The sequence below is a fragment of the Rhodomicrobium sp. genome, assembly GCF_047605405.1.
Classification (GTDB): Bacteria; Pseudomonadota; Alphaproteobacteria; order Rhizobiales; family Rhodomicrobiaceae; genus Rhodomicrobium; species Rhodomicrobium lacus.
On sequence record NZ_JASGFR010000032.1, the window covers coordinates 1 to 17,078 of the forward strand.

Below are 17,078 nucleotides of genomic sequence, written 5' to 3' on the forward strand. Positions count from 1 at the left end.
GGCCGAGCCGTTTCGTTGGGCAAGGGCTGTTGATGCGGCTCCGTCCTGAGTTGAGGCACGGGCTGGGGCGGAAGGGCGGGATATCCATCGCCGGAGAGGCCGAAGCCCGGCTCAAGGCGCGGGGCGTCGTCGTGCGGCGCGTATCCGCTTTGCGGCAAGGGAGGCGGCGTCTGCGCGGGGAGCGCGGGGCCGAGAGACGGCGGCTTGGACACGGCCGTCGCCGGTGCTGCAGGTGGCGGCGCTGAGAGCGCCGGGAAGGCCGGCGGAGTAGAGCTTGCCGCTTCCTTCCGCTGTTCGGCTTCGAGGATGTCGCGAACACTGGCCAACATGTCGTCCATGCCGTCTTGAGCGTCGTCGGCAGCGGGCGCGCTCGTCTTTTGAGGGGGCGGAGCGACTGAAGTCGGCTTGTTTGCCTCCTGGTGCGTCAAGGGCTGGGAAGGCACGGGCGGGGGAGCGGTCTCCTGCGGCCGGTGCGGGGTGCGGGATGACGCGATTGCGTGAAGCGCCGCCGACGGGTTGAAGCCGTTCGCCGCAAGGATCGCCGACGCGTTGCTTTCCGGTTCCCGCGCTATCGCCAAAAGGGCGAGCGCACCGTCGATTTCATGGCGTCCGGCCCGCGCCGCGTCCTGAGACGCCGCAATGAACAGCGTGTCGAACTTGTAGCTGAAATTCGGCGGGCGTCCATCCGGCACCGCGAGCGAACTCATTCTGTTATTCACCGTGTCGGTGACGGCGGCGCGAATGAGCGCCACATCCGCACCGATTACCGTGAGGAGCCGCGACGCGTCCGGGTCGTCGAGAAGCGTGAAAAGCAGATGTTCGAGCGTGACATAGCGATGCGAGCGCTGCTCCGCGGCGCTTCGCGCGCGTCTCAGCGTGTGATCGAGATAAGTGGTCCGCGGCAATTCCACGGTCGCTTCGGAATGGTCGTTCATGGTCCCCACCACGGCCTTCCAGGCGAATGCGCGATCAGGCGCGCCCCGCGCCGAAAATCTACCGGCACGATCATCGGAACCCGGCCTCGGTTTTGCGCCGAATGCAGGAGATCACATTTTTCGTCGCAACAATAGGCGGACGCCACGGATCTGGAAAGCACAACATGAAACGGAAAATGTAAACAAATCCGAGATTCAGGCCCGCTCGGCATGCATAACACCCTGTCGGCATCCGATGATCCGCGAAAATCTCATGCGAAGCAGGACATTGCAGGCGCCGTTTGGAAAAACGCGGCCCTGGGGGGCATTTCGGGATGGCAAGAGGCCGCCCATATCAAGGTCTTTAGGTCAGCTCGGGAACGCCATGGCAAAACTGACAAAACCGCCATCAGGAAAGGAGCAAACGCCGCTCGCAGAAGAACCGAGCGGCCGGTCGGAAATCGACGCCTTTCTCGATCGCATGCGCTCGACGCCGTCTCCCTCCTCCGGACATGGGCGGCTGATCTTCGCGATGGACGCCACCATGAGCCGCCAGCCGACGTGGGACATGGCGCTCAAGGTGCAGGCCGACATGTTCGACGCAGTGAAGGCGGTGGGCGGCCTCGATGTGAAGCTTGTCTTTTTCAGAGGCACGGACGAATGCAAGGCGAGCCGCTGGGTAAGCGATGCGGGGGCGCTTGCCCGGCTCATGACCGCAGTTTCGTGCCGGGGCGGCTACACGCAAATCCGCAAGGTTCTGAACCATGCGCTCGCCGAAGCTCGGGCGGGTAAAGTCAGCGCGCTCGTGTATGTCGGCGACGCCATGGAGGAAAATGTCGACGAACTGGCCGATCTTGCCGGAAAGCTCGGCCTTCTGTCGGTGCCCGCGTTCCTCTTTCAGGAAGGCGACGACGGGATCACGCAGGCGGCATTCCGCGAAATTGCGCGTCTGACGAACGGCGCGACCTGCCGTTTCGGTCCGGGCTCGGCCGCCGAGCTTCGCGAACTGCTGCAAGCCGTCGCCCATTACGCCGCCGGTGGACGGCGCGCACTTGCAGACTATGCAAAAGGCCGCGCCGCACCTACGGTGCTGCTTGAACAGATGTCGAGACGATAAGCGCTGAGAAGCCGGGGGCGCAGCTATTTTACAGCTCTTTCTCCTGTTGGTCGGTTTGGGAGCGGGCCTTTACCTGCTCGGCTATCTGTCGCGCGCGGATATGGGCAAGCTCGCGGTTTATTTGCGCAAGGGCAGCGTGGTGCTCGCGGCCTTCGTGGCGGGTTTCGTACTCACGCGCAATATCGGCGTGGGAATGCTCGCCGGAATGGCGGTCTGGTCTTTCATGCAGCGAACCGGGTGGTTTCCCGGCAAGGGCAAGATCGGCACGGGCGCTGGCGCATCGGGCGTGCGCACGCCATGGCTCGACATGACGCTCGATCATCAGACAGGGGCGATTTCGGGCCGCTTGCTCAAGGGGCGGTTCGAGGGCAAGGCGCTCGACGATCTTTCGGAAGCCGAGCGGGGGGAGGTCCTCGCGGAACTTCGCGCCAACGATGCGCAGGGAGCGAAACTTTTCGAGGCGTGGCTCGATCGCGTCTCTCCCGATTGGTCCGCGGGGGCGCGCGGCAGCAGCGCGAACGCGGGGCCGTCGCGGGCGATGACGCTTGATGAAGCCTATCTCATTCTCGGGTTGAAGCCGGGGGCCAGACGCGACGATGTGCTTACAGCGCATCGAAATCTCATGAAGCGCTTCCACCCGGATCAGGGGGGCTCGAATTATCTGGCCTCGCAGATCAACGCCGCGAAGGATCTGCTTCTGAAAAATATCGGCGTCTGATCGCGGGACACCCCGGCGAAGCAAGCGGCTTGCCGAGGTCTTCCAGAATCGGAGCTTCAGATTTGGACATTTGAGAGAGCGTCTCAAATGTCAAATTCGCTCCATTAGTGGCGAAGCGTCAGCGAAGCGGAACCAGCCGATGTGCTGAGTTGCACGTTCTGAGTCCGGCCGTTCACAGTCACGCGCATGCTGCCGGTGACGCCATATTGCGGGTTGTGGAAGCTGCCGACATAGGTGTTGGCGCCGACGCGTTTCAGCCGCGCGCTCTGAGAGACGTTGCCGGATGCGGTCGCGCACGTGCCCGTCATGACGACGGAGCTACCGCCACCGGAGTAGTTCGCGCGGCAGCGGGCCCGTTCCGGCTGTCCGCCGATGACGACGGTACCGCCGCCGCTCCAAGAGCCGGCGATGGAAGATCCTTCGGCGCGGGGTTCCGCCGAAGCGCTGAGCGAGAAGACAAGGGCAGCCGCCACGGCGGCACCATAACCGGCACGCATTACATGGATTGGTTTCACGGTACGCCTCCTGATTGTGAGTCCGTCATAAGGTCGCGTCTCTAAACAAAGGGTTCCACGACAACGGCGCTCTATTGGGCTGGTTCCGCCTCCGTTTCGACCCCGAGCCCATTTCGACGCGTCAGGCGCAAGAGAAACATAATGATTGGCCGCAGGACGAAGAGATCTGCCACCAGTGCCGCGATCATCGCGAAGGCCGAAAGCCATCCGAACAGCCTGAGCGACGGCAGGTCCGAAAACACCGTTACGGCCAGCCCGCAGGCAAGCACCACAGTCGTCAGGATGAGCGCCGGACCGACAAGCACAGTCGCGCGCTCCACGGCAAGCTCGGGCGGCTGACGGGGCCTGTCCTCCCGCCTCAGCCTGTTCAGGAAATGGATTGTCGCCGACAGGCCGAGGCCGAAGGACACGGTCAGCGCGACGACGCTTGCGAATTGCAATCCGCTTCCGACGAGCCACAGCAACACGCCCGAGGCGAGAATGGGAATGATCGCAGGCAGGATCGCCGACAGCATCACCACGAAGGAGCGGAAGGCGAGGCCGATAAACGCGGCGACGAACACGATTTCGATGGTGAGCGCCATATTCAGCCGCTGGATCATCAGCGCGCTGTTGCGGGCGGCGACGGCGGAAAGACCGGTGACGGCGACCGTATAGCCGGGGTTGGCCTCGCGAACGGTGTTCAGCGTCGCGTCGAGCTGGTTCACGAGCGGCAAAAGCTCGTTGGCGTCTTCGTCCGGGATGTAGCCCGACACGACGACCGCATCGCCCTCTTTCGCCAGGAAGCGCTGCACGAGATGGGGCGGCAGATAGCCGATATAACGCTGCAAAGTCTCGATGTCGGAGCGGCCGAGCTTCTCCGAGATCCAGCGGCGCAGCGTCTCCACGGACCAGACGTTGCCGACGCCCTTCTGATGCTCCACGGCGGCGTGCACGTCGGCGAGCACCTTGAGCGCCTGCGGATCGTAAGCCGAAACGCCTTTGGGAAGCTCGATCAGGACGTTGATCGGGTTCGAGCCGGTGAGCTTCGCGTCGAGGCGCTGGCTCGCGGCGACGGCCTGCCGCTTGTCGGGAACCTGATCGGCGAGCCGATAGCGGGTTTCGAGACCGACATAGATCGAGGCCAGCCCCGCAACGGCGAGGAGGGCGATGGCGCTGTAAAGCCCCGGCCGGGCCACGACACGATGCGCGATCCATCCGCAGAAGGCGCGCAGCGCGTCAACGGCGGTATCGGCTCCGTTCATGCTGGCCGCGAAGGTGGTCTCCTTGCGCACCAGCAGCACGCCAAGCAGCGGCAGCACGGTGATGACGGTGACGAGCGCGATCACCGTGGCGATGATGCCGCCTTCGCCGAAATGGCGGATCATGTCGGAGCTTGAGAACAGGAGCGCCACGAAGGAGAAGGCCGCCGTCGCGTGTGTCAGCACGCAGGCGGGGCCGACGATCAGGATCGCGTTCCTGAACGCCTGATATTTGTTGTCGCCACGGATGAGCCTGTCGCGCGCGGCGAAGGTGAGCTGCATGCTGTCCGAGAACGAGATCACCATGATGAGCGGCGTCATCACGTTCAGGAATGTGTTGAGCGTGAAGCCCATCCAGCCGAGCGCGCCTTGCGCGAACAGGATCGCCAGCAGAGGCGGCGCGGCGGCGATGACCATGAACGACAGGCGCCGGAAAAAGATGATCGCGATCAGGCATCCGGCGAGAAAGCCGATGCCGTTATAGAGGAGTTGGTCGCGCTCGACGGCGGTGCGGATTTCGAGGCGCATTACCGGCACGCCCGACAATTCGGCCTTGAGGCCGGAGCCTTCGAGATCCAGCGCGGCGGTTTCGCGGATCTGCCGCACCACATCGGCAATGCGGTCTCCGTTTGCGACGGCAGGATCGATGGCGATGACAATGAGCGCAAGCTTGCCGTCGTCGGACAGGAACTTGCCCTTGATGATGTCGTTGGCGAGCACACGCTTGATGAGCGCGTCGTATTCCTGGCCGTCGGGGAGGTCCGCCGGGAACAGGGGGCCGGGAAGTTTGCCAGCCTCGGGAGCTTCGCGCGCCGAGAACAGGGACAGAATGCCTCGCGTGCCCTCGATGAGCTGGACGTCGGTCACGAGGTCGCGCAGCTGATCGATGCTGTCCCGATGAAGGAGGCGCTCGCCCTCGACCACCATCAGCACGTCGAACTCATGCGAGGGAAAGCGCTTCGTCAGATCCTCGAACTGGCGGAACTCCGGCGTGTCGGAGCGGAAAAGCGAACTGAGCGAGTCGTCCACCTGCAGCCGGGCCACCCCGAAAGCGGCAATGATGGAAAGAAGGGCGACGAGAACCGCCGAAAGGATGGGCGTGCGCAGTGCGATCAGCCCGGAACGCTCGACCCCGAGAACGAGGTTGTCGGCCTTGGCGGGGGGGAGCGATGCGGGGCTTCTGGCCTCCGGGCCTGCGTGTCGCTGGTTCCCATCAGTGCCGTCCATAAGAGTCTGCCCCCTCGAAATCTGTCTGTCTGGCCCATCCGGCAAATCTCACGCAACCCCGGAAAACCGCTCTCGCGCGTCGCCGCGTAACCGTTAACAGCCGACGCAAATAAGGGCTGCGGGGAGCGTTTGTTTAAGAGACGAATTGCCTCACACAATTAATTGAGCCCGGCCATGGCTCCCCACGAAGCCGTCGCAACTGCACCATTGCCGAGTTAGATTAAACCTCAATGAAGCAAGCTCTGCGGACACGGCGGCCGCTCAAGCCGGACTATGGGATCGACAAGCCAAAGGCACTTGCGCGGCTTTTCCTCGCGGGTATCGGCGCCCTTGCGGCGGGGTATCTGCTGCCGTCTCACAAGGCCGCGGGGGCGCCGGTCCCCCTTCTCGGCCCGACGCTCCTCGCGCTCGGCTGTCTCAGCCTCGGCGCTTGTGCGCTCATGCTCGCCTGGTCGCTCAGGGGCAAATTCGTCGTACGCGATCGCATGCTGAACCTCATTCGCTGGCACGGAAACGAAACCGTGCTCGACCTCGGCACCGGACGCGGTCTGCTGGCCATCGGCGCGGCGAAGTGCCTGAAAACCGGGATGGTTGTCGGCATCGATGCGTGGGAAAGCGAGCGGGCCTTTGCGACGATCGAAGATGCACAGCGCAATCTCGAACTGGCGGGCTTTGCCGACCGCGTGGAATTACGCAATGACGACCCGCGCGATATCGGTTTTGTCGACAACTCCTTCGATGTGGTGCTTTCGCTCCTGTTCCTGCATACGCTCGACACCGAAGCGGCGCGAGCTGCGGCATGCCGCGAAATCGCGCGGGTTCTGAGGCCACGCGGTATTGCGGCTATCGCGGATGTCGAGCATTGCGCCGAATACGCGAAAGCGCTCGATGCCGCCGGGCTTAAGGTCGACAAGCCGCGAACGCTTCAGACGCTGGCGTGGACAACGCTTGAACTCGTGGTCGCACGCAAGATCTGACGGCATCAGGCCCGCCAAGCGCGCGCATCACTCAAGGGCGCTGTTCTTTCTTCGCGGCGCGGAAGCCGGCTGCGGCGGTGCTTTTCTCGCAGATGTAAGCGCCCCGCTTTGTCTTCCCGTAGGTCTTGGCGGTCGCGTAATGATAGACTTTCGACGAGAGGTTGGCCCACACGACCGTGTCGTCGGGGCAACTCGCCTTGGCTTCGGTCTCGCTCGCGAACTGGCCGGTGCCGAGAGCGGCGGGCGCCTTTGCCTTCTTGGGCGCAGGAGCGGTTTGCGCGGGGGTGCCCGTCTGTGCCGTGCCTCCGAAGGGATTGGGAGTCGTCGTCTGCGCCGCAGCCGATCCGGCCACAAGGCCAAGTGAAAAAAGACATGCAACCACGAAACATGAAGACTTTTTCACGAACAACCTCATTGAATACTTGGTGATGGTCTCATTTTTTTGAAGATCGGACTGCAAAACGTCAATTTTGAGGAAACAGAGGAAAGCCGAGTCCGTTTTCTGTCGACGCGGAGGCCGCTCGGGACCAGCCGGCGGAGCCGAGACTGGCGCCAGGCGCGGCGTTCGGGGCTGGCGCATGCAGGATCAACGTTCTCACGAGCAGATAAAGCACGGTCGCATTGAACAGATGCCAGAAGTAGTGAACGCCGACCGGGATGTCGTTGCAGAGCGGCATGTCGAGCGTTCGCGCGGTGAACGACACGGCAAACACAGCGGCCGCGGCGTAGAACGCCTGGCCCGCCGCCGCATTCCGCAGCCAGATTCCCGCACCCGCCGCCAGCATGAAGAAAAGCGACGGCAGGTACATCGCGCCGCCCCACAGAACAGGGGCGAATTCCTCCGCCTCAAGATAGAAGGTGGTGGCGAAGAGAAGGACGCAAGCGGCGGCCTTGAGCCATGCCGACCATTGGAAGAACACCGTCAGTATCATCCAGCAATAGAAGATCATGAAGACGAGGATCGGGATGACATCGACCCACTCCGCCCACTTGGTCGCGATGGTGTGAAAGACGAAGCTGCCGACACCCACGACACCGATCAGGATGCAGAGCGCCTTGATCGCGGCACTGTGCGCATCGTCCCCTTTCTGCGACCTGAGCTTCCAGGCGGCCCAGGCAGCAATCAGAAAAGCGAAATTGGAGATCGCGTTGAGCGGCTCCGCGTCAAAGGAGGCGCCTGTCCGCTCGCAGTAGATGTCGACAGGGCGGGACAGAGATTCGAGCAGGCTGCCAAAGTCCATGGGCGCTCTCCTTTGCCTTTACTTCACGAGCTTTAGCCGAGCCGCGTCGCGCGGGCAATAATCCGCTTGCATGAAACGCAGCGTGGTGCCTGAACCCCGCGTGTCCTGAACGAACGGGGTTTTCTGCTGCGCAAGGAGAGATCATGGCGACGATTTCGAACGGGGACGAGTAAAACCCACACGCCTGAGGATGGCATGGTCTCAGGAACAATTGGCGGAGATAAGCGGCGTCAGCGTTCGCCCCGTTTAGCGCATCGAGCAGGGAGGCAATCGCATCTCCGGCCATGAAGGGAGCGGACCATCGCGAAGGCGAAAGCGCGGTCGCCCCATGAGGCGAATAGGGCCGCTTCGTTGAGCGGCCCCGTCGTTTCACGCCACCGGTTCGGAATGAACCGGCAGGTCGATCATCGCCATCACGAAGCCGCTCGTGTCGTCAACGGCTTCCTCCCAGAGCGAGATGTAGGTCGGTAGCGCGGGCAACACACGCCCGACGACTTCGCCGTGATCGAACAGCAGTTCCGCCTCATACTTGCGGCAGATGCGCTGCATCTTGTGGTTCTCGGCGAGGCAGTTCATGTAGAGGCGCTGAATGCCCCGGTTCCGCGCCGCGCGGATGATGCGGCCCAGCAGTTCGGTGCCGACGCCCCTGTTCTGATAGTCGTGCTCCACCGAAAACGCGCCTTCGGCGTCCGCCGACCACGCATCGCCGATCTGCCGCATCTCCGCTGCGGCGCGCATTTCTCCTTCGACAAAGAAACCGTAGACGAGGCACTTCATCTCTCCCAGCCGCGAAGCATAGTCGATGATGAAGGCGTCGCTCACAGCCATGCCGAAGCGCATCCGGCGACTGTCACGGTCAAGTCTCAAGAGGTGATCGCGGAATTTGTCGGCTTCCGACAACCACATCTTTCTGATCGTTCCTCCCCAGAGGTGAGATTCAGGCATTGGGAACCTCCTTCTGGATGGTTGCGAGCCAAATGTTTCGGCTCCTTTGGCGTACAATTGTAGCAGGCGCCGTCATTGTGCAAGTGCGAAGAGCGCGAAACATAGGCGCATGGCACCTATGCCGCCGAATGAAAACGCCATGTTTACAATTGACCTGTGGAACCGAAGCCACCGGTGTTTCGCTTTGTCGCGGGAAGTTTGTCAGCAATTTCCAGTCTCGCCCGCGTCACCGGGGCTATCACGAGTTGCGCTATTCTGAAGCCTCTTTCGATGGCGTAGGGCTCGCTGCCGAGGTTGATCAATAAAACTTGTACCTCGCCGCGATAATCCGAATCGATCGTGCCGGGCGCGTTCAGGACCGTCAGTCCGTGGTTGAGCGCCAGCCCGGAGCGAGGGCGAACCTGCCCCTCATATCCATGCGGCAGCTCCAGAGCGATGCCGGTCGGGATCAGCGTGCGCTCCCCCGGAGCCAGGAACAGAGCGTGCCCCGGCTCCAGCGCTGCCGCCAGATCGAGACCAGCGGCGTGCTCGCTCGCATAAGCGGGCGGGTTCAATCCCTCGCCATGGGGCAGCACATTATATCGGACGACGACCTCGCTCATGAACTTCCTTCTTGTCGGGAGGTGGCGCGGCACACCGCGCTGAGATGTTCCGCCGCCGCGCGCATGAGCCGTAATGCCACGTCCTCCTTGGACAGGGCAGGCCAGCTTTCCACGCCCTCGTTGCGGATTACATGCACTTCGTTGTGATCGCCGCCGAAGACGCCACGCTCCGGCGAGACATCGTTGGCGACAATCCAGTCGGCGCCCTTGCTCGCGCGTTTCTTCGAGCCGAGCGCGAGCGCGTTGCCGGTTTCGGCAGCGAACCCGATGACAAGCGACGGGCGACCTGTCCCGCGCGAGGCAACGGTCCTGAGGATGTCGGGATTCTCGACGAGACGAAGCTGGGGAGGGCCGTCTTCGCCTTTCTTGATTTTCTCCGGCTCGACTGCGGCAGCGCGCCAGTCGGCAACGGCGGCGGCGAATATGGCAATGTCCGCCGGGAGCGCGGCCTCGACCGCGTCGAACATTTCGCGCGCGGTTTCGACATGCACCGTCGCGACGCCCCCGGGATCGGGAAGCGCGGTCGGTCCGGCCACGAGCGTCACGCGCGCACCGAGACGTGCGGCGGCGGCGGCGATGGCGTAGCCCTGCTTTCCGCTCGAACGGTTGCCGATGAAGCGGACGGGGTCGAGCGGCTCGTAGGTCGGCCCGGCGGTGACGAGCACGTGCCGCCCCGCCAGTTCTTCGCTGCTGGAGGTATCCTCTTTCTCGGCGGCTTTCTCGGCCGCAACTGCACTCTTGCCGCAAAGCCTTCTGCCGTTCTGATGGGAAGGACGAGCCGCGTTGCCCTCAAAAATGGCGTTTGCCGCGCTGATGATCTCGTCCACCTCCGCCATGCGGCCGACACCCCACTCGCCGCAGGCCATGCTGCCTTCGTTCGGGCCGACGAAACGAACGCCGTCGGCGGCAAGTTGCGCGAGATTGCGGCGCGTGGCCGGGTGCGTCCACATGCGCCAGTTCATGGCGGGCGCGGCGAGAACGGGCTTGTCGCCCGCGAGGATGACGGTGCTGGCGAGGTCGTCCGCGATGCCGTGCGCCATCTTCGCCAGGAGGTTGGCCGTGGCGGGGGCCACGATGATGAGGTCGGCCTCGCGCGAAAGGCGAATATGACCGATCTCCGTCTCGTTCTTGAGGTCGAAAAGCTCGGTGAACGCGGGCTCCTCGGACAGCACCGCCACCGAAAGCGGCGTCACGAACTCCTGCGCGGCGCGCGTCAGCACGCAGCGAACCTTCGCGCCGCGTTCTCTGGCCCGGCGGATGAAGTCGAGGCATTTATAGGCCGCGATGCCGCCGCCGATGATGAGGAGGATGGATTTTCCGTGCATGTCCGGCTTTCCGATTGCGGCGAAATCCTACAGCGGCCGACGGCGGGAGTCATCATCGGCGGTCACCTGCCGAGAGGTGTGCGGGCGGCCCGGCGGTACGATCAAAGGCGGAAGGCTTGCGGGACGGTCGCGCCCCTGCGGCTCATCGCTTACAAGGAAGGCACCCAGAGCCGATCGACGTCACCCGAAGCTGTTACCCCGCTTGCGCCCTTTCAACGGACAAAAGCGGCGCTTAAGGCGATGTTTCACGGTCGCCTTCCGGAAGCGTGCGATCCCCTTCGCCCAGCGGGCGCTGCATGAGAACGCTATCCACCCATCGGCCAAACTTGAATCCGGCGGAGACAAGAACGCCTGCCGGACGAAAGCCCATGCGCTGATGCAGCGCGATGGAACCGGCATTGCCGCTGTCGCCGATGACCGCCACCATCTGTCGCCATGGCCCCGCTTCGCACCGGGCGAGCAACGCGCCGAGAAGCGAACTGCCGATGCCGCAGCCTTGCAGGCCGTCGGCGACATAAACCGAATCCTCGACCGTATGGCGATAGGCCGAGCGTAGCCGGTAGAGTCCGGCATAGGCATAGCCAACGACCGCGCCGCCGCGTTCCGCGACGAGATAAGGCAAGCCGGATGCGAGCACGCTTTTCCGGCGCGTCGCCATTTCGCCGACGGACGGCGCCACTTCCTCGAAACTCGCCAAGCCGTTCAGCACATGATGCGCATAGATGGCCTGAACGGCCGCCATGTCGCTATCTCGCGCGTTGCGCACCGAAACCGGCATGGCTGCCGCGTCTCGCGCGTCTCTGTTTGTCATGACACCATCGCGAAGCCGAAGACGAAAGGCCCCAAGCTAACCCTTCCGCCAAGCTTGCGCCAGCGTTCGCATAAAGGGTGGTGAGCGCTTTTTCGGCGGCCTCAGTCGACGGGACGATAAACCCCTGCCGTCGCGTCGAACATCAAGGGAGTTGTTATGACCGGACGCGCCGCGCGCCGGATACGACGGTCGGTCCGGCGGATTGCCGCCTCGACCCGGTCAGCCTCGCGCCTGAGCCAGCGCAGGGCAAAGACGAGCATGAACGCTCCCAACGCAACAGCAAAAACCTGTGACATCACTGACAACCCCGACAATTTACATGAACGCGTCGGCCAAGCCGACTACAGCCCGAAGCGCGCCCAGATCGCACGCTCTTCGAGAGCAGAGATCAGATCATCAGCAAAACCTTGTGCGAAGCTGATACCAACCCCTGTGCCGGAAACCGAAACGCCCACTCCCGCTTTCCGCCTGAAGAAACCGCGCTCAGTGGAGATAAGCTTAAGCCGCACTTTATCTCCATACTCGGCGCGCATCTTTGCCCTGAGATCAATGATGCCATCGATCAGGCCAAGTTCAAGGGCCTGCCTTCCCGCCCAGAACTCGCCTGTGAATAAGTTGCCACCGGAATTGGCGATGCGGTCGCCCCGGCTCTCCTTCACGAGCGCGATGAAATCTTCGTGGACAACAGCCTGAAGACGCTTAAGCCGCGCAATTTCCTCCGGCTTTTCTGGCCGGAACGGATCGAGCTGCATCTTGTTCTCGCCGGACGTATACACGCGCCGGTCGATGCCGAGCTTGTGGATAAGGTGAACGAAGCCGAACCCGGCCGAGATCACGCCGATGGAGCCGACGATCGACGAGCCGTCCGCGTAGATTTCATCCGCCGCGCAGGCGATCATATAGCCGCCCGAGGCCGCCACATCTTCGCAAAAGGCATAGACCTTCTTGTCGTGCTCCTCCTTGAGCGCGACGATCCGGTCGTAGATCAGGCGCGACTGCACGGGCGAGCCGCCCGGCGAATTGATCTGAAGGACGACCGCCGGACCTTTGGCGGCGAAAGCGCGGTCGAGCGCGGTGGCGCAGCCCGATAGCGTCAATCCCTGCCGCAACGGCGATGCCGCCCCGATGGTCCCGCTCAGGCGCACAACGGGAATGGTCGTCCGTCCGCCGGAAAAAAGGCTGCCCGGAAATATGTTGCCCCACATCGAGGTATTAGGGCGTGTGGTCGAAGAGTGCTCGCTGTCGACGTCCATGGAAACCCGCATCACGTTTACCTCGTCGCTCGCCGGAGAAACGCGGCTTCGTAAATTTATGACACATGTGTGTATGGGAACGAGGTTAACAAGCCATTCGCCGCAGGGTTGCACCGGGCACATGTGGCAAAGCGCGCGCGCCGGATGCGCTCTCGCTCATGGGCCGGAGTGGCTCACGGGTGGAGTGATTGACCGTGACGCAGGATGGCGGCGGCTGCCACGGTCGGCTTGCCGTCGGCCTCGTGAAGAACGAATCCCGGCAGGATCGAGGCTGGCGCGCGGCTTCCCTTTATGCCGCTGACGATGACGCGGATTGCCGGTGCGCCGTGCTTCGGATGCAGTGGAAGGATGCTCAGGGCCCCGAACCTTCGATCGAACGCGGCCAGGATCTGCGGCAAAGCCTCTGCCGTATGGATCACCGTCGCGGTGGCGGACGGGCGGGCGACGGCGGCCAGAAAGCGTGCCCAGTCCTCGAAAGCGCCTGTCGCCATGGCGCGGGCGCGACCGTTTCGCGCGTCTTTGGATGGGCGGGTGCGGCCATGCTCGAAGAACGGCGGATTGGCGATGACGTGGTCGTAGGCTTCGCGGAGGAGGCCCGCAGCGTCAAGCTCGGCCCAGGAAAGCGTGAGATCGGCGTTGACGATATCGAATTGCGCGCCGAAGCCATTGTCGGTCGCGTTCTGCCGCGCGAGCGCCGCCAACCCGGCATCGATTTCCACGCCGGTCATGCTCACGCCGGGCACACGCGCAAGGAGACACAAGGAAGCCGCGCCCGCTCCGCATCCCGCTTCGAGCACCCGCTCGCCTGCCTGCGCCCGGCATGCTGCCGCCAGAAACACAGCATCGAGGCCTGACCTGAAGCCCGGCTTCGGTTGCCGAACGGTTACACGGCCATCAAGGAAAGCATCACACGTGAAAGTGACCGGACTCGTCATGGGGTTTTTGCGATATTACGTCGGCAAGACGCCGCCGGAGACAGCCCGCCCAGCGATCTGATCGCCAAGGCCGGCATCCGTGAGGAGCTTCGCGCTTTCCTCCCAGTCTTCGGCGGCGACGAGAACGCGCCGGGGAAAAGCGCCGATGGACCCCTCTACAGAACTGACGTGAACGTCTGCGATGAGAACCGAAAACCCCGCGTCGGCTAACAAAGAGTTGACATAACTGAGAAGCACAATATCCGTAGTGCGCAGCAACTCTTTCATCGAGCAAGCCTTTTCGGACAGGACAGGCATCCAGGGACATTAAGCCACGTGGCTAACTTATCAAAGCGGTGTTTTTCTGGGATCCTGACGAGGTTCGCCCAGTCCGTTATCATGCCCAAGCAGCACATCTGGAGGAAATCATGAACTTGGCGGCTCAAGTTCAGGAGCGCAGCGATCCGTCGGCAGCGCTCGAACCTCTTCTGCGGCTTGTCCATGACGAGATGGCCGAGGTCAACAACATCATCCTGTCGCAAGCCCGCTCCGACGTTGCGCTGATCCCGGAGCTCGCTCGCCATCTCATCAATTCCGGCGGAAAACGGCTGCGCCCGATGCTCACCATCGGTGCCGCCAAGATGTGCGGCTACGAAGGCACCGGCCACATCATGCTCGCGGCTTCGGTCGAGTTCATGCACACCGCGACGCTTCTGCATGACGACGTCGTGGACGAGAGCGACATGAGGCGCGGCAAGAAGAGCGCGCGCATGCTTTGGGGCAACCAGGCCAGCGTGCTCGTGGGCGACTTCCTGCTGGGTCAGGCGTTCCGCATGATGGTGGATGTCGGTTCGCTCGGCGCGCTGAAGGTGCTGTCGGAAGCCTCTTCCGTGATCGCCGAGGGCGAAGTCTGGCAGCTTGCGGCGTCGAAGAACCTGGCCACGACCGAGGAAGAATATCTCAACGTCATCATCTCAAAAACGGCCGCGCTGTTCGCCGCGGCGGCTGAGATCGGCGCGATCCTGACGGATCGAGGCGCCGAAGAGCAGGCAGCGCTTCGGCTTTACGGGACGAACATCGGCCTTGCATTCCAGCTTATCGACGACGCGCTCGATTATTCGGGCGAAGCGGCGAGCCTCGGCAAATGCGTCGGCGACGACTTCCGCGAGGGCAAGATCACGTTGCCCGTGGTGCTCTCCTATCGGCGCGGAACGCCCGAGGAACGCGCTTTCTGGCGGCGCACGCTTCAGGAAGGCGCCATCGAGGACGGCGATCTCGAACACGCGATCCAGATCATGCGACGTCATAACGCCATCGAGGAAACGATCCAGCGCGCGGTCTACTACGGCAAGGAAGCCCGCGAGGCGCTCTCGATCTTCCCCGCCGGCGAGGCGCGCAAGGCTCTGATCGACGCGGTGGATTTCAGTATCGCGCGCATGCATTGATCGATGGCGGAGCGGCGCACGCCGGTCTGCCATCCGTCGGCATGCGTGCATGCATTGACACTGGAAAACGCATAAGTAACGCGATCTGCGATCACAATGCCGCTTCCGGCGCGCGCAATTCCGTGATTTGTACTTTCATATGACCAATGTCCCGCCCCCTGTCGCCATCATCATGGGCAGCCAGTCCGACTGGCCCGTCATGCGCGCCGCCGCGGCCGTGCTTGACGAACTCGGCGTCTCATACGAGGCCCGCGTTATTTCTGCTCACCGAACGCCGGATCGGCTCTATTCCTTTGCCAAGTCGGCGCGAACCGAGGGCTTCAAGGTGATCGTGGCGGGCGCTGGCGGAGCCGCGCATCTTCCCGGAATGACAGCGGCGCTCACCACATTGCCCGTTCTCGGCGTTCCCATCGCGACGACCGTGCTGAAGGGCCAGGATTCGCTTTTGTCCATCGTGCAGATGCCGGCAGGCGTTCCGGTCGGCACGCTTGCGATTGGCGAGCCGGGCGCAACCAACGCCGGTCTGCTCGCAGCATCGATTCTCGCGCTTGGCGACGCGGCGCTTGCGGCACGCGTGGACGCGTGGCGCGCAAATCGCTCGGCAAAAGTAGCGGAAAAGCCGAATGACGTTCCGTGAGCCTTTGCCGCCCGGCTCGACCATCGGCATTTTCGGTGGCGGCCAGCTCGGGCGTTTTCTCGCCGTAGCCGCCGCAAAACTTGGCTTCAAGACGGCCGTCTATTCCTCGAAGGAGGACAGCCCGGCCTTCCAGGTCGCGTCGTTGCATTGGTGCGCGCCCTATACGGACGAGGCGGCGCTTGCTGACTTCGCGCAGAATTGCGACGTCGTCACCTTCGAATTCGAGAACGTGCCCGCTGCGGCACTGGAGGTTGCCGCGCTGCGCACGCCCGTATGGCCGCCCGCTCGCGCCGCCGCCGTGACGCAGGACCGTATCGCAGAGAAGCGCTTCCTGACGGCGCTGGGCCTTGGCACCGCGCCCTATGCGGTCGTGGAGACGGAAGCGGACCTCGCCGACGCCGCGGCGTTCCTCGCGCAGCGCGGGCGAGGCATCCTCAAGATCGCCCGCGAGGGCTACGACGGCAAAGGGCAGGCACGGGTGTCGAGCGAGGCGGAGCTTCGCGACGCATTCAAGGACTTTTCGGCAGCCTGCGTGCTCGAAGGCATGGTCGACTTCGCGCTTGAAATTTCAGTCATCGCCGTGCGCGGAACCGACGGCGCGGTGTCGGCCTATGACTGCCCGGAGAACCGCCACCGGAACGGCATTCTGCATCAGAGCATCGTCCCCGCCGCATGTTCGTCCGCGCAGCAGGCCGCCGCGCAGGAGATCACCGCGCGCATCGCCGCCGCGCTCGACTATCGCGGAACGCTTGGCGTTGAATTCTTCGTCATGCCCGATGGCGAGCACGTTCTCGTGAACGAAATCGCGCCGCGCGTGCACAATTCCGGTCACTGGACGATGGAAGCCTGCATTATCAGCCAGTTCGAAAATCACATCCGTGCCGTCGCGGGGTGGCCTATCGGCAGCGTGGAGCGGCACTCCGACGCGGTCATGACGAATCTCCTTGGCGCCGATGTGCTGGAGTGGCAGGACATCCTGAGCCGCGATGCCGGGGCGTCCCTGCATCTCTACGGCAAGTCGGAGATCAAGGACGGTCGCAAGCTCGGGCATGTGACCCAAATATCACCGGTGGAAAACTACCGTGGCGCGCCGCGCGCTACATCAAGCTTGAAATAGACAGACAGGGTAAAGCCTGATAGAGTGCGCGCAATGGCCTGCACTCGTGCGGGCTTTTTTATTCCAGCCCAATTCGAAC

The 17,078-nt window shown here is 63.3% G+C and carries 19 protein-coding genes; 6 read left to right on the forward strand and 13 right to left on the reverse strand.

The window, feature by feature from the left end:
- Positions 1–935 (reverse strand): Clp protease N-terminal domain-containing protein (locus QM659_RS12795; RefSeq protein WP_415188692.1); only part of this gene is annotated, 935 nt, incomplete at its 3' end.
- Positions 936–1,299: 364 nt separating this feature from the next.
- Between QM659_RS12795 and QM659_RS12800 the strand changes: the two genes are divergently transcribed.
- Together QM659_RS12800 and QM659_RS12805 are read left to right on the forward strand one after the other, a co-directional pair.
- On the forward strand, positions 1,300–2,031 hold the full coding sequence (locus QM659_RS12800) for a VWA domain-containing protein (protein ID WP_415188693.1): 732 nt from the start codon (positions 1,300–1,302) through the stop codon (positions 2,029–2,031).
- A 46-nt stretch (positions 2,032–2,077) separates the two neighbouring features.
- Positions 2,078–2,749, forward strand: a complete 672-nt coding sequence (locus tag QM659_RS12805) for a molecular chaperone DnaJ (protein ID WP_415188694.1) — start codon at positions 2,078–2,080, stop codon at positions 2,747–2,749.
- A gap of 104 nt (positions 2,750–2,853) precedes the next feature.
- On the opposite strand, the gene QM659_RS12810 is transcribed toward QM659_RS12805, so the two are convergent.
- Positions 2,854–3,264, reverse strand: coding sequence for a hypothetical protein (locus QM659_RS12810; protein WP_127076952.1), 411 nt, complete (start codon positions 3,262–3,264; stop codon positions 2,854–2,856).
- Positions 3,265–3,335: 71 nt separating this feature from the next.
- Positions 3,336–5,732 carry an efflux RND transporter permease subunit gene (locus tag QM659_RS12815; protein WP_415188695.1) on the reverse strand — a complete coding sequence of 799 codons (2,397 nt, stop codon included), beginning with the start codon at positions 5,730–5,732 and terminating at the stop codon, positions 3,336–3,338.
- A gap of 230 nt (positions 5,733–5,962) precedes the next feature.
- Here QM659_RS12815 and QM659_RS12820 point away from each other — a divergent pair, with 230 nt between their 5' ends.
- On the forward strand, positions 5,963–6,709 hold the full coding sequence (locus tag QM659_RS12820) for a class I SAM-dependent methyltransferase (RefSeq protein WP_415188696.1): 747 nt from the start codon (positions 5,963–5,965) through the stop codon (positions 6,707–6,709).
- Positions 6,710–6,740: 31 nt separating this feature from the next.
- On the opposite strand, the gene QM659_RS12825 is transcribed toward QM659_RS12820, so the two are convergent.
- The 10 genes from QM659_RS12825 to QM659_RS12870 all read right to left on the reverse strand — a co-directional run bounded on the left by QM659_RS12825 (position 6,741) and on the right by QM659_RS12870 (position 14,088).
- Complete coding sequence (locus tag QM659_RS12825; protein ID WP_415188697.1) at positions 6,741–7,112, reverse strand: hypothetical protein; 372 nt, start codon at positions 7,110–7,112, stop codon at positions 6,741–6,743.
- A 61-nt stretch (positions 7,113–7,173) separates the two neighbouring features.
- Entirely contained in the window at positions 7,174–7,950 is a 777-nt protein-coding gene (locus QM659_RS12830; protein ID WP_415188698.1) for a ceramidase domain-containing protein, read from the reverse strand.
- Between the two features lie 369 nt (positions 7,951–8,319).
- Positions 8,320–8,895 carry a GNAT family N-acetyltransferase gene (locus QM659_RS12835; protein WP_127076958.1) on the reverse strand — a complete coding sequence of 192 codons (576 nt, stop codon included), beginning with the start codon at positions 8,893–8,895 and terminating at the stop codon, positions 8,320–8,322.
- A gap of 143 nt (positions 8,896–9,038) precedes the next feature.
- Positions 9,039–9,497, reverse strand: coding sequence for a dUTP diphosphatase (gene dut / locus QM659_RS12840; protein WP_415188699.1), 459 nt, complete (start codon positions 9,495–9,497; stop codon positions 9,039–9,041).
- Positions 9,494–10,822: a bifunctional phosphopantothenoylcysteine decarboxylase/phosphopantothenate synthase gene (locus QM659_RS12845; RefSeq protein WP_415188700.1), complete on the reverse strand. Its 1,329-nt coding sequence runs from the start codon at positions 10,820–10,822 to the stop codon at positions 9,494–9,496. The genes dut and QM659_RS12845 overlap by 4 nt, the downstream gene beginning before the upstream one ends.
- Before the next feature lie 232 nt (positions 10,823–11,054).
- A complete protein-coding gene (locus QM659_RS12850) occupies positions 11,055–11,633 on the reverse strand; it encodes a GNAT family N-acetyltransferase (protein ID WP_415188701.1) in 579 nt (192 codons plus the stop codon).
- A gap of 101 nt (positions 11,634–11,734) precedes the next feature.
- Positions 11,735–11,893 (reverse strand): hypothetical protein, encoded by a 159-nt coding sequence (locus QM659_RS12855; RefSeq protein WP_415188702.1) that lies wholly within the window; start codon positions 11,891–11,893, stop codon positions 11,735–11,737.
- Positions 11,894–11,974: 81 nt separating this feature from the next.
- The gene (locus QM659_RS12860) at positions 11,975–12,838 is read right to left on the reverse strand and encodes a S49 family peptidase (protein WP_127077229.1); all 864 of its coding nucleotides are present in this window, start codon (positions 12,836–12,838) and stop codon (positions 11,975–11,977) included.
- Between the two features lie 221 nt (positions 12,839–13,059).
- The gene (locus tag QM659_RS12865) at positions 13,060–13,821 is read right to left on the reverse strand and encodes a tRNA1(Val) (adenine(37)-N6)-methyltransferase (protein ID WP_415188703.1); all 762 of its coding nucleotides are present in this window, start codon (positions 13,819–13,821) and stop codon (positions 13,060–13,062) included.
- A gap of 15 nt (positions 13,822–13,836) precedes the next feature.
- Positions 13,837–14,088, reverse strand: coding sequence for a DUF2007 domain-containing protein (locus tag QM659_RS12870; RefSeq protein WP_303482623.1), 252 nt, complete (start codon positions 14,086–14,088; stop codon positions 13,837–13,839).
- 140 nt (positions 14,089–14,228) lie between these two features.
- Here QM659_RS12870 and QM659_RS12875 point away from each other — a divergent pair, with 140 nt between their 5' ends.
- From QM659_RS12875 to QM659_RS12885, 3 genes are all read left to right on the forward strand, one after another.
- Complete coding sequence (locus QM659_RS12875) at positions 14,229–15,245, forward strand: polyprenyl synthetase family protein (protein WP_127076964.1); 1,017 nt, start codon at positions 14,229–14,231, stop codon at positions 15,243–15,245.
- A gap of 139 nt (positions 15,246–15,384) precedes the next feature.
- The gene (gene purE, locus QM659_RS12880; RefSeq protein ID WP_303482618.1) at positions 15,385–15,882 is read left to right on the forward strand and encodes a 5-(carboxyamino)imidazole ribonucleotide mutase; all 498 of its coding nucleotides are present in this window, start codon (positions 15,385–15,387) and stop codon (positions 15,880–15,882) included.
- Entirely contained in the window at positions 15,869–16,999 is a 1,131-nt protein-coding gene (locus tag QM659_RS12885; RefSeq protein ID WP_415188704.1) for a 5-(carboxyamino)imidazole ribonucleotide synthase, read from the forward strand. The genes purE and QM659_RS12885 overlap by 14 nt, the downstream gene beginning before the upstream one ends.
- Positions 17,000–17,078 lie beyond the last annotated feature (79 nt).

Excerpts from the sequence above, each read along its gene's own strand:
- QM659_RS12845 (WP_415188700.1), bottom strand. The coding sequence starts at position 10,822 with ATGCACGGAAAATCCATCCTCCTCATCATCGGCGGCGGCATCGCGGCC.
- QM659_RS12875 (WP_127076964.1), top strand. The coding sequence starts at position 14,229 with ATGAACTTGGCGGCTCAAGTTCAGGAGCGCAGCGATCCGTCGGCAGCG.
- QM659_RS12850 (WP_415188701.1), bottom strand. The coding sequence starts at position 11,633 with ATGACAAACAGAGACGCGCGAGACGCGGCAGCCATGCCGGTTTCGGTG.
- QM659_RS12835 (WP_127076958.1), bottom strand. The coding sequence starts at position 8,895 with ATGCCTGAATCTCACCTCTGGGGAGGAACGATCAGAAAGATGTGGTTG.
- purE (WP_303482618.1), top strand. The coding sequence starts at position 15,385 with ATGACCAATGTCCCGCCCCCTGTCGCCATCATCATGGGCAGCCAGTCC.
- QM659_RS12830 (WP_415188698.1), bottom strand. The coding sequence starts at position 7,950 with ATGGACTTTGGCAGCCTGCTCGAATCTCTGTCCCGCCCTGTCGACATC.
- QM659_RS12865 (WP_415188703.1), bottom strand. The coding sequence starts at position 13,821 with ATGACGAGTCCGGTCACTTTCACGTGTGATGCTTTCCTTGATGGCCGT.
- QM659_RS12820 (WP_415188696.1), top strand. The coding sequence starts at position 5,963 with ATGAAGCAAGCTCTGCGGACACGGCGGCCGCTCAAGCCGGACTATGGG.
- dut (WP_415188699.1), bottom strand. The coding sequence starts at position 9,497 with ATGAGCGAGGTCGTCGTCCGATATAATGTGCTGCCCCATGGCGAGGGA.
- QM659_RS12885 (WP_415188704.1), top strand. The coding sequence starts at position 15,869 with ATGACGTTCCGTGAGCCTTTGCCGCCCGGCTCGACCATCGGCATTTTC.
- QM659_RS12800 (WP_415188693.1), top strand. The coding sequence starts at position 1,300 with ATGGCAAAACTGACAAAACCGCCATCAGGAAAGGAGCAAACGCCGCTC.
- QM659_RS12855 (WP_415188702.1), bottom strand. The coding sequence starts at position 11,893 with ATGCTCGTCTTTGCCCTGCGCTGGCTCAGGCGCGAGGCTGACCGGGTC.
- QM659_RS12815 (WP_415188695.1), bottom strand. The coding sequence starts at position 5,732 with ATGGACGGCACTGATGGGAACCAGCGACACGCAGGCCCGGAGGCCAGA.
- QM659_RS12860 (WP_127077229.1), bottom strand. The coding sequence starts at position 12,838 with ATGTGGGGCAACATATTTCCGGGCAGCCTTTTTTCCGGCGGACGGACG.
- QM659_RS12870 (WP_303482623.1), bottom strand. The coding sequence starts at position 14,088 with ATGAAAGAGTTGCTGCGCACTACGGATATTGTGCTTCTCAGTTATGTC.